This is a genomic window from Leptospira congkakensis (assembly GCF_004770265.1).
Lineage (GTDB): Bacteria > Spirochaetota > Leptospiria > Leptospirales > Leptospiraceae > Leptospira_A > Leptospira_A congkakensis.
In genome coordinates this window covers 239,854-251,760 of sequence record NZ_RQGQ01000014.1, presented here as the reverse complement: position 1 = coordinate 251,760, position 11,907 = coordinate 239,854, and the positions used below count along the sequence as shown (strand labels likewise).

Here is an 11,907-nt window from a genome sequence, read left to right as displayed (position 1 = left end):
GTATAATAATGAAACGATTAATTCCAGTAGCTATACTAATTCTAGAATTCCTGTTAGTTGATTTCTGCGTTTCACGAAATGTTCCAGATACCTCAAAACAGAACTACTCCGTTTCGAATGACGGTGAATTTGTACAAACATTTCGATTGATGATTCTCCCTCCAACAAAAAGTGAAGGACGAGGCAAAAACGGCATTCTAACATCTTTACCAAAATATGAAGGACTAGTAGCCGAATTAAGATCCGCTCTTATTAATTCAGGCAAAGCTACGGTCGTTGACCGAGAGAAAACGGAACAAGCCTTAGATGAAATTGCATTTGGTAAATCTGGCCTTGTCGATAGAACTACCGCGCCCAAAATTGGGAGAATCACTGGTGCAGAAAAAATGGCCTCTCCTATTTTCTATAACAAAGACTTTTCATTAAGTCTGACCGATATTGAAACAACAAAAGTGGAATATAGTAAGTCGGTTCCAGTAGAAAACTATCAGGCTCTGATTCAGGATTTTATTAAATTCTTAGAACATAAAATTCTGCTGGTAAACATAAGTAAAATTATGAACCCAAACCCTTCTTTCAAAGCATCAATAAAGTCTTCAAAAAAGATTTATAAAAATAGTGAACCTATCCATTTTGAAATAAGTGTTTCCGAAACAGCATACGTATACCTACTCCTAATTCAAAACGATGGGGAAATATTTACGTTGTTCCCAAACGAAGAACAAACTGAAAACCTAATTGAATCAGATATGCCCCTAACAATTCCCAATGCTAATGCTAACTTTGTCTTTACTGCAGGTGAACCATTCGGAAGAGATGTAATCAAACTTATTGCCTCAAAAGAAAAAATGCAACTTTTCCAGTCCAGAAGGATCGCAGGCTCTCCCTTTGGGCAGATTACAGAAACACCTGAAAAAATCGCTAGAGGAATCAAGAAATTTACAATTGATCTTAAAAGTTCTGCTTGGACAAGTACCGAGATCGCAATCGAAACTCAACAGTAAAATTAATTAATGAAAAATGATGTTCTAAAAAGAAATGATGGGAAATTTTTTGACATTTTTTTCTCCCCAAATGACACTCGTTTAATTACTCTTTGTAATGCGAGGATCTTCATAGGTGAAAGTCTTTTGTCTTTTAGGATTACTGTGTGTATTCTACTCGCAACAATTGTTTGCCGACCCTCATAGAAATTTTTCAAATCCCTCCTCGCCTATTTTGCTAAGAAATGGTTTTTCGACTACGTGGCTAAATGAAACCTGGACACTTCAAAATGCTGAAGCACTCACAAATAGGTTTAACAGTCAAAACAGCACATTGGATGAAATATTGCAGTTCCTTTATGTCGCGAAACCAAAAATCAAACATTACACTATTCAAATTCAACTCAAACAAGACGTATTATCCATATTCAATCAACCATCATTACTTATTTCACAAATAGGTGAGGGATGGGAAATTTATCTGAATACAAAGAAAATTGCAGAACAAAATAGATTTATACAAAAGAGAACTAGAAATCTAGTCATACCCATTACATCGAAAACCTTAAACACAACGGATCAAATAGTTACTTTGGTGAATATTCACTTCTATGGAGAAATTACCTCACCTAACATAGGAGTAGATATTAACAGAATAAAACAAATTGATGATTACGTTAATTTGATCTCCGAGAGGGGAGAATTTTTTTCTATCTTTTTTGCAGGGATTTTTTTTATGCTTGGTTTTTATTTAATAAGCTTATATGCCCGTATCAAGAAGTACAAGAGCGTATTTTTCTTTGGATTATTCCAAATCACATATTCAATTTTTACATTCTCTTTGGGAGATTATGCTGCAAATGATTTTTATTTTAAAGAGAAAATACCGCAAATTGGAACCGTTTCATTATACCTATCTTTTCTCTTTCTTATTTACTTTCACGATTATTATCTGATCCGAAAATTATCTTGGATTTCAAAATTTAACACCGCCATCGTAATCTTATCTTGCTGTCTCACTTTGTTTGCCTTTGAGAAGTTCCCAAATCTAAATCAGGTTTTAGTTGTTTGGGAAACTCCTCAATTATTATTCTACCTATCTGTCATGATAAAAATAATTGGGAGAGATATTCGAAACAGAAGTCAACGGAACAGAGAAATTTCTTTTTTGAGTTTAATCAAAATTTTTTACAAAAATCGTGCAGGCACTCTATTAATCTTAATCATCATACTGGCGTTCTCCATTTATTTCGAAACATTTCTAGAATGGTACTTTCAATTCCAAACTCCTTTAGTGCCCGTAACCTCAATTGCATATTCGATTTTCATTACAAGTTTCATAGCAAACAAACTAGAAAACGTCATTATTCAAAATTCGATTTTACAAGTAACAATGGTGCACGAAAAAATTAGACATACATATGAAAAGGAAATCTCTATCGAAAAGGAACGTCAAAAAACTTTCTCTGATATCCATGATGAAACAAGTGCAGACTTAACCTTCTTAAGATTAAGGATTGAATCTTTCAAAGAAAGCGGTGATATTAATATTTCACAGGCAGATAACTTACTCCAGCTCATTAAAAGAATCTCGTCTGGAATTCGAGAAAAGTTGAATTCATTTCATGATTTAAAATCTCTGAGAGAAAATTTAATCGATGGAATTCATTTAGTAATCCTTAGAAAATACGAATCAACTGCCAAGGGGACACGAATAGAAAAAATTTCTGCTCTCGCTCAATCAGCTAACTTAGATTTCCAACAATTAGAATCTATAGTAAAAATTATACGAGAGATGGCAAATAATGATATAAAATATGGTATAGGAATTTCATCTTGGAAACTTTCTTACTTACCAGACTGCGCAACTATAGAGCTAATTTCACCTACTCAGTTTGTAGACAAGGACTTCCATCTCGGTTTTGGAGCAATAAATATTAAAACAACTCTTACTGAAAATCGTTTCAAGTTGGAAGATTATGGTAAAAACGAACTATTCCACTGGCTGATTAAAATACCATATAATATCAATTAAGATTATCTTTATTCGTTAGATACTCCTGATACCAATGGTAACATCCATAAAAAGCAATGAGTAAAAAAACAATATATTCCAGAGTCACAAAAGGAATTTCCTTTAAGGAGTAGATGGCAATACAAACTACATCCACAAGAACCCACAAAAACCAAGACTCCAACTTTCTTTGCGCTAACAAGAAATTGGCGACAATACTTGCTACAGTGGTAAATGCATCCCAATACAAAAAAGCCGGTGGTTTTTCGAAAATTTGTGGCATCCATACTGGCAACCGACTTATCATTTCTCCTAAAACATAAGTCCCTATTAGTATAGTAAAAACAAGAAGAATATTTTTTGTTTTGCCAAGAGATTGGATTTTTATATAAGCACCGGTTCTTTTTCGCCAAACATACCAACCATAAATACTCGATCCGAAAAAATAAATCTGTAGTAACATATCCGAATACAGTTGAATTTGAAAAAATAAAAAGAAAAAACAGATAGAGTTAAAGATCCCAATCGGCCAAGTGAGGATATGATTTCGGGAAGCCAAATAAACACAAACGAGACCAGAACTTGTTCCAAGGAATTCAATCAAACTGAGTGGATAACCAAATACAGAAAAAAGTGGAAGTTCAATTGAAAAATAGGAAAAAATATCTGTCATTAACAACTATATCCGAAAGAAATCTTCCTTAAACCCCTTTTCACCTAACCATTTACTTTGTAAAAGATTGTATCCGACAATTTCGAAATCCCGAGAAATCCACTTTTGATATTTCTTTTTGGATCTACTAAAGGCATAAGGATCAGAAAAACTCATTTCTTCTTTCATCACCGTATAGTCTTCGTTTGTTGGCACGGTAAAATATAAATAATTACAATACTTTGCTATTTTCTCTAATACACCTGGAATCATAGAATCGGGAAGGTATTGGATCACCGAATTACAAATCCCTAGTTCTACGGGTTCTTTTTCTAATTTAGAAAGTTTGAAAGTCTCTAAGGATTCATTGTATAAATGGAATTTGTCAGAACGTTTGACCCAATCTTTTTTTTTGAGATCTTCAAAGGCTTCTTTGGATGCATCCACTGCATACACTTTTACCGGAGAAAAAGTTTTTACCATCTCTCGAAGGAGGATCCCTTTTCCAAAACCAAAGTCTGCCATTTTATAAACAGGGATTTCCATCAGTTGGAAGAGAGCCTTTAAATATTCTGCATGTTGTTTGGCATTATAAGATCCATCAACATCCAGTCCATTTCCGTATATATCCGACCAATAGCTGTCATCAAACTTTTTGCCATTTTTACCAAGGCCAAAGTTCTTTTTGTTCAAAAAACCTTTCACTAAAATTGAACTCCCAAACTTTGTAATTCACGTATCATTTCTTTGATATATTTTGGTTCTTTCGTCAGTTGTTCGACTTCTTCTTCAAAAGCTTTTGTCACCATTTGATTGTCATTTTTGACTCGTTTCAAATAAGAAGTAAGAGACTCTTTTGTGATTTTTCTTTCTGAAAAATCAGCCATAAGGGGATGAGAAAAAAATCTTTGTCGAATGGAATCTTCGAGTTCTCGTATCTTTGTTTTTATGATTCCCACAAATCGTTTGATGGAGGTATCATGAAAAGAAACATCCGTTTGTTGGTTTGGAAGAAGTTCATCAACCTGCATTTTGATCTCTAGAATTTCTGCAATATTCATATTGTCTCTCGCACCAGAAAGTTTTGTCATCAGTTTGGATTTTTTTTCCCGTAAAACAGGATCCTGTTCTTTATCTGGATGGATGAGTTTTGCTAAATTTTTAAATAAAGTATTGATGTCTGTGCTGAGTAAACGTTCCGATTCTAAGATCTTTTTTTCCTTTTCTATTTGCGATTTACTCTTTTTTCTTTCGTTTGTTTTGGAGCCTCTACCTTTAAAGTAATCGGATCTATATTCCTCATACTTTTCCCGAAATTCCCTATACTTCTCTTCGTGTGATTCTCGTTCTTCTTCGGAATCAAACCCAGTTCGGTTTAAATCATCCAAATCAATTTCAACTCCAAAGGTATTTTTGATTTTAGATTCCATTTGGTTTTTATACCGGAGTCTTTCCATTCGTTCAAATTTTGTTTCTAATAAATCGCGGAATTTTCCATAGAAGTTTGGGTCTTCTAAAATCGAATCTGTACATATATCCAAAAGATAACGACGGAGGAACTCCCTTTGCATCTTTCCAAAGGAAAGTTTTTCTTCGATTAAAATGCCACACATCAGTTCAAAACGCGTTCGTTCTAATTTTTTTTGTTTTTCTAACTCAGGTAGAACCTCTTTTAAATAGGTATCGTTTACCATCTGAAACAATGGTTCGATTTCTTTAGAATGTTCTAAGATTTCTTTATGTTTTTTGAGAGCGTCGTTAAATTCTTTTTGGGCTTTGGTTTGGTTAGAAGAAGATCCCGTCCAAATCAAAGTTTCTTCTGTTTTGGCAGTAATGGGTTTTGATTTTTGTTTTGGCATACAAGAGAAATCGCCAGAGGAGAAATCCTTCTGGCGACTGGTTTTTAGACTTTAACTTGTGTTTTGCTTATGCTTTCATCAAATTCAAAGCAGCACCAGCTTTGAACCATTCTATCTGTTGTGCATTGTAAGTATGGTTTACGGAGATTTCATCCTTTTTACCATCCTTATGATTTAGCACAAGAGTGAGTGGTTTTCCTTCAGCAAAACTAGTGAGTCCAACAATATCAATCACATCGTCTTCTTGGATTTTATCGTAGTCTTCTTTGTTTGCAAAAGTAAGTGCTAACATCCCTTGTTTTTTCAAGTTTGTTTCGTGAATCCGTGCAAAAGATTTTACTAGAACCGCTCTCACACCAAGATGTCTTGGTTCCATCGCAGCATGTTCACGTGAAGATCCTTCTCCGTAGTTTTCGTCACCCACTACAATAGATCCAATCCCTTGAGCCTTGTAAGCTCTTTGGGTTTGTGGAACTGGTTCGTAGTTTCCGTTCAGTTGGTTTTTCACTTCATTGATTTTTCCGTTGAAGTTGTTTGTAGCACCAATGAGTAAGTTATTGGAAATATTGTCCAAGTGACCACGGAACTTAAGCCAAGGGCCTGCCATCGAAATATGGTCAGTTGTACATTTTCCTTTGGCTTTGATAAGAAGTTTCAATCCTTTGAGATCGGTTCCTTCCCAAGCTTTGAAAGGAGCCAGGAGTTGGAGTCTAGTGGATGCTGGATCCACGATCACTTGGACTCCAGAACCGTCAGCCGCAGGAGCGACAAAACCCGCATCCTCTACCGCAAAACCTTTGCTAGGTAGTTCTTCACCAGTAGGTGGATCCAATTTTACTTGTTCCCCTTTTTCATTGGTCAAAGTGTCAGTCAGTGGATTGAATCCTAAGTCCCCGGCAATGGCAAGGGCCGTAGTGATCTCTGGAGATGCCACGAATGCGTATGTGTTTGGGTTTCCATCTTGGCGAGCTTGGAAGTTACGGTTGAAGGAGTGAACGATTGTGTTCTTTTCCTTTTTGTCTGCTCCCACACGTGACCACATCCCAATACAAGGGCCACAAGCATTCGAGAATACTTTGGCACCGATATTATGGAAAGAATCAATGAATCCATCTCTTTGGATGGTGTATCGAACCAGTTCCGATCCAGGAGTGATGGTGAATTCTGCTTTGGTTTTTAATCCTTTGGCAGCCACTTGTTTTGCAAGAGAAGCAGCTCTTGAGATATCTTCATAGGAAGAGTTAGTACAAGATCCAATCAAACCTACTTCAACTTTGAGGGGCCAACCATTCTTTACTGCTTCTTCTTTCATTTTGGAAATAGGAGTCGCAAGGTCAGGAGTGAATGGACCATTTACATAAGGTTCTAAAGTATTGAGATCAATTTCAATCACTTGGTCAAAGTATTTGGATGGATCCGCATAAACTTCTGGATCTGCAGTGAGATGAGCTTTGTATTTGTTTGCAAGATCAGCCACATCACTTCTGTTAGTGGATCTTAAGTATCTCTCCATAGAATCATCATAACCAAAAGTAGAAGTGGTGGCACCAATTTCTGCTCCCATGTTACAGATTGTACCTTTTCCAGTACAAGAAAGGGCTTCCGCACCTGGACCAAAGTATTCTACAATGGCACCAGTTCCTCCTTTTACAGTGAGGATCCCTGCCACTTTTAAGATAACGTCTTTTGCAGAAGTCCAACCGTTTAGTTTTCCAGTGAGTTTGACACCAATCGCTTTTGGCCACTTGAGTTCCCAAGCAAGACCAGCCATCACGTCACAAGCATCCGCTCCACCAACTCCGATCGCAACCATTCCGAGTCCACCAGCATTCACTGTATGAGAATCGGTTCCAATCATCATACCACCAGGGAAGGCATAGTTTTCTAAAACCACTTGGTGGATGATACCAGCACCTGGTTTCCAAAAACCTATTCCATACTTATTAGTAACTGAGGATAAAAAATCATATACTTCTTTGTTTTCTTTGACGGCAAAAGTAAGATCCACACCAGATTCGTCTTTTGCTGTGATCAAGTGGTCACAATGAACGGTAGATGGAACCGCTACTTTTTTTCGACCAGCTTGCATAAATTGGAGAAGCGCCATTTGCGCTGTTGCATCTTGCATAGCAACTCGGTCTGGTGCAAAGTCAACATAGTCAACACCGCGACCAAAACTCTTTGTTGGATTACCATCCCAAAGGTGGTTGTATAAAATCTTCTCTGTAAGTGTGAGGGGCCGACCCACTACCTTCCTGGCTTGTGCTATGGCCGCTTCCATTTTGGAATAACGTGCCGCAATCATTTCTATATCAAATGCCATCTGAACCTCTTATACCTATCAGACTGCATGAAAAAAGGGAATCAATCGAAAATTAAACTACAAGAAGTAAAATCAGTAAAATTGGGTCTTTAGTGAGACCCAGTATCTTTTCTAACCGTCAATACGGACATAAACTTCGTCAGCTTTGAGGATGAGCCCCGATTTGATTTCGATAAGCCTAGTATTGACAAAAACTCCGTCTTGGTATGGAGTCACAATTCCTGTAATGATGACACCGAGTTTCAAAACGTCGCCTATTTTCCGCAAGGTGGCGGTGTCCGTCGCAGCATCCAAACCAATACCTGCTTCTTTTAAAGCTTTTTCGTTCGCAAGTCGGTCTAAAATCTGGAAACGATCTTTTTTTACAAGTTCTGTAGTCAGTTTTTCGGCGAGGATTTCACCGTAAGGACTTTTTTTGCCCTCATGATCTAAAAAGGTCAAAACCACGAGTCGCTCCGGTTGAAAATAAGAACCTTTTTCAGAAAGAGAAATGGCCAATTGTTCCAGTGGTGGGGTAATTATTTTTTTGGGTTTAGATTCTCTTTCTTCTCCCAGATAACAAGCATTAACGCTTAGCAAAAAAACAATCAAACTTAAGATTCTAAAAGGCAAGTTCCATCCCGAGTGAGGTAACCTGTTCATAAAACGATTTTCCATTAAAGCCATTCCCATACATAAATCCACCGGGAACCCCAATCAGCATACCGTCTTTATAGAATTGATTTTGAAAATTCAAAAAAAAAGTAGTTTTTAAGCGACCAGGGTGTTTACCGCGAAAAGAGGCAGAAAATGTTTCTGGAGATTTACCATTTTGGTCTTTGACTTGTAATAAGGGATCGTTAAAAACATTGAAGATTTGGTTCCCTACGTAGAGAGAATAATTTTTAGATGGACCGAGAAAAACAATGAAACCAAGAGAGGCAATGTCCTGAGTCGGAGAAAAACCTGTTTGTCCCCCTTGTGCGGCATTAGGTCTTGCGTTTACGTAATTGTATTTTACGTTTAGTTGGACCTTGTCGCTACCAAAAAAAAAAGAAAACTTTCCACCTTCCGCACCGTACGCTGTAACAGGATTTTCTGTTTTTACATTATAAACAGAAGTTTGTACTTTCACAAACCGCGATGGAGAAAAACTATCCTGATATTCATAAAGTTGTTTTGGATCAACTAATAGGCGCTTATTGGCTTCCATTTGACGGAAAATCAATGTAGCCGAGGGGTGTACAGGCGTTGTAAGGATTGGTTGCGACAAAGAAGGTTCGCCAGAGAGTTTAGCATCCCAAATCAATGCTGATTGAGGGGAACGTTCTAAATCGATTTTGGATCCAGAATCGTTAGAAGAATTCCATTTTGAATTTTTAGAATTTCCTTCTTTAACGTCCCCCAACAATCCCAACGATAATGACTTTAGTGTTTTCTTATATTCGAAAGTTTGAGAATTTCCTTCTCTTAACTTTAATTTAATAGGATTTGGATATACATATTCTTCCCCTAATTCTAACGAACTTGGAGATTCTAATTCTTTTACGGCAGGTTCTTTTACAGGAGCAATAAAAACCACCCCGAGCAAACCTAAACCAGAGAATAAGGAAATAAAAATCGAAGCTTTTGGGGAATACATAAAGAAACTGTAGAAACATATTTCCTAAATTCAAAGGAATGTAAATCTATTTTTAAAACAGGAACATCGAATCACCATAAGAATAAAAGCGAAACCCGTTCTTCAATGCATAACGATAAGAATCCAACACAAGTTGAGTCGTAGCAAACGCACTGACAAGAAGCAGAAGACTAGATTTAGGAAGATGAAAATTTGTGATCAGACCTTGTACTGATTGAATGTCGTCACCTGGCGACAAAAAGATGTCAGTTTGCCCTACTCCCACCTTATATGTCTTCAATTGAGAATCAAACACAGATTCCAATACACGGAGAGTCGTAGTTCCGACTGCAATGACTCTCCGATTCTCCTTCCTTGCTTCGTTTAACTTTGTAGCGGTGGATGCAGGAACTGAGTAGTTCTCCTTATGTAGCGTTTTAGTCTGCCATTGTTCGGTGGTCAGAGGACGAAATGTCCCATAACCAATCTGCAATTCCACTGGAAGAAACTCGACACCTCGAGATCCTAAAGTTTTTTTCAGCTGGTCAGTAAAATGAAGCCCTGCCGTTGGTGCCGCAACAGACCCCGAACGATTGGCAAAAATAGTTTGGTATCGAACTTTGTCCTCTTCCGTTACGTTTCGTTTTAAATAAGGCGGAATTGGAATGTTTCCAAAGATTTCAAAGTCAAAATCCGAAATTGACCTCTCCGAAGATAAAACAGAAAGTTCTTCTTTTGCCCCTTTATAGGAAAATTCAAATTCTCGAAAGCCAACGGGGAACAATTTATCAGCTAACTTTAATTTGGCTCTATTTTTTAAGATACATAACCAAACATTTCCAGTTTCATCCTCTGGTTCTAAAAAAATCGATTCGTGAATACGACCGGATTCTACTTGTAGATAAACGCGACGATAAGACACTTTTGTCTCATTATATACAAAAACATCGCCTGGTCGCACAAGGTTAGTAATGTCTCGAAAGAGAGGTGCTTCCCAAAATTTAGATTGGGACCTATCCACCACAAGAAGTCGCGACTCGTCTCTTTTTTCTAAGGGAAATTTAGCAATCTGTTCCTCGGGAAGGTGAAAATCGTATTCCTGTAAAAAATCCATCTTTGTATACCCTTGGGAAAACCTTGTCAATTAACCAGAAATATTGGGAATGGTAGGAAAACTATGTGGAAATTTTTAGAAAACTTAGAGAACCGAGGGAAATGGGTCTTAACTGCAATTCTTTTGATTCTACTGGCCCTTTCTGTCTCAAGATCCAAACAAAAATCAGATTTTTTGGATTATTACCATGCGGCGGAACGTTGGGAAACGGGTGAAAATCTCTATCGGTTTGATGTGGCTTTTGAACTCCAAACTAAAATTAAAACCGTGGAAGACCTCTTCCTCCCAGAAAATCTCCATCTACTTGTTGCCTTACAAAACGAAACTGCAACTTATATCTACCCTCCATTATTTTCCTTTTTACTGATCCCGTTTACCTACCTATCCGAAAATGGGGCTGCCCTTGTATTCGAATTATTGAGTATCATTGCTTTAGCTCTAATCTTATATTTAATTTTTCAAAATAAAGAAATTTCTAATCACAAAACAAAATTCCCCTATCTGATTTTACTAGGTAGTTTATTATTTAATTTTCGATTTTTAGAAAGTCATATCCAAAACAACCAAGTGGGGATCCTCCTCATTTTACTTGTGTTAGTATCACTTACCATAAGATCGCATTTGGTCAGCGGTATCCTTTTGGCTCTGGCAGTGAGTATAAAAATCACCCCTTTGGTATTTCTTTTTGTATTTGTTTATGAAAAACAATACAAACGAATCCTTTGGTTTTTACTGGGAATGATTCTTTGGAATGCCCTTCCCCTTTTATATAACTGGGACTACACCATTCAAATGACAAATGAATGGCTCACAGAAATTTTAGGAAATGCATTTAGTAATCCGCTTCTTCGGTCTTGGAAAAACAACCAATCATTAAGTTCTACCTTGGCAAAATATTTTGTTTCCGGTGCGGACATGATCAACCAACCAACCTATGGACTGCCTTTTTTCAACGTCTCACTTTCTATTTTAAAAATCATCCAACTACTATTTGTATTTTTATTTGGAATCCCACTTTTACTTCTTTGGAAAAAAGAAAACAAAAAATGGGAAATCATTTCATTACTATTTTTAATATCCGCTCTTTTTAGTGGGATCAGTTGGGTTCATAGTTTTATCATTTGTTTGGTACCGATTTATTTCATCCTAAATCGAATTGTGAACTTAGAAGATAAAAAAGAAATTTACGTTTTGTTTTTTATTTTGAGTTTACCACTTCTTGCTCATAGAACTTTTGTTGGCTCAAAAACAGAAGCCTTACTATCAATGTTTTCGGTTTTATTCTACACCACTAGTCTATTGTATTTTTATATTGTAAGGTTTGCATTGCGTGAAACAGAAAATCGGAATTGATGCGCGACC

Annotated in this window: 10 protein-coding genes; 3 read left to right on the top strand and 7 right to left on the bottom strand. The window is 36.8% G+C overall.

The window, feature by feature from the left end:
- Positions 1 to 8: 8 nt before the first annotated feature.
- Together EHQ70_RS10305 and EHQ70_RS10300 are read left to right on the top strand one after the other, a co-directional pair.
- Positions 9 to 1,004: a DUF4384 domain-containing protein gene (locus tag EHQ70_RS10305; protein ID WP_135586092.1), complete on the top strand. Its 996-nt coding sequence runs from the start codon at positions 9 to 11 to the stop codon at positions 1,002 to 1,004.
- A gap of 115 nt (positions 1,005 to 1,119) precedes the next feature.
- Complete coding sequence (locus EHQ70_RS10300; RefSeq protein ID WP_135736254.1) at positions 1,120 to 3,018, top strand: 7TM diverse intracellular signaling domain-containing protein; 1,899 nt, start codon at positions 1,120 to 1,122, stop codon at positions 3,016 to 3,018.
- On the opposite strand, the gene pnuC is transcribed toward EHQ70_RS10300, so the two are convergent.
- The 7 genes from pnuC to queA form a co-directional block, all read right to left on the bottom strand.
- Positions 3,011 to 3,670 (bottom strand): nicotinamide riboside transporter PnuC, encoded by a 660-nt coding sequence (gene pnuC, locus EHQ70_RS10295; protein WP_135586088.1) that lies wholly within the window; start codon positions 3,668 to 3,670, stop codon positions 3,011 to 3,013. The two genes, EHQ70_RS10300 and pnuC, sit on opposite strands and share 8 nt — an antisense overlap.
- A 6-nt stretch (positions 3,671 to 3,676) precedes the next feature.
- Complete coding sequence (locus tag EHQ70_RS10290) at positions 3,677 to 4,354, bottom strand: class I SAM-dependent methyltransferase (RefSeq protein ID WP_135586086.1); 678 nt, start codon at positions 4,352 to 4,354, stop codon at positions 3,677 to 3,679.
- Positions 4,354 to 5,508 carry a hypothetical protein gene (locus EHQ70_RS10285; protein ID WP_135586084.1) on the bottom strand — a complete coding sequence of 385 codons (1,155 nt, stop codon included), beginning with the start codon at positions 5,506 to 5,508 and terminating at the stop codon, positions 4,354 to 4,356. Before EHQ70_RS10285 ends, EHQ70_RS10290 begins: the two co-directional genes overlap by 1 nt.
- Positions 5,509 to 5,575: 67 nt before the next feature.
- Positions 5,576 to 7,831, bottom strand: coding sequence for an aconitate hydratase (locus EHQ70_RS10280; protein WP_135586082.1), 2,256 nt, complete (start codon positions 7,829 to 7,831; stop codon positions 5,576 to 5,578).
- Positions 7,832 to 7,942: 111 nt separating this feature from the next.
- Entirely contained in the window at positions 7,943 to 8,473 is a 531-nt protein-coding gene (locus EHQ70_RS10275) for a FlgO family outer membrane protein (RefSeq protein WP_135586080.1), read from the bottom strand.
- Entirely contained in the window at positions 8,433 to 9,452 is a 1,020-nt protein-coding gene (locus tag EHQ70_RS10270; RefSeq protein WP_135586078.1) for a hypothetical protein, read from the bottom strand. The genes EHQ70_RS10275 and EHQ70_RS10270 overlap by 41 nt, the downstream gene beginning before the upstream one ends.
- Positions 9,453 to 9,504: 52 nt before the next feature.
- A complete protein-coding gene (gene queA / locus EHQ70_RS10265; protein WP_135586076.1) occupies positions 9,505 to 10,545 on the bottom strand; it encodes a tRNA preQ1(34) S-adenosylmethionine ribosyltransferase-isomerase QueA in 1,041 nt (346 codons plus the stop codon).
- A 63-nt stretch (positions 10,546 to 10,608) separates the two neighbouring features.
- Here queA and EHQ70_RS10260 point away from each other — a divergent pair, with 63 nt between their 5' ends.
- Entirely contained in the window at positions 10,609 to 11,898 is a 1,290-nt protein-coding gene (locus EHQ70_RS10260) for a glycosyltransferase family 87 protein (protein WP_135586074.1), read from the top strand.
- The last annotated feature ends 9 nt before the right edge of the window (positions 11,899 to 11,907 follow it).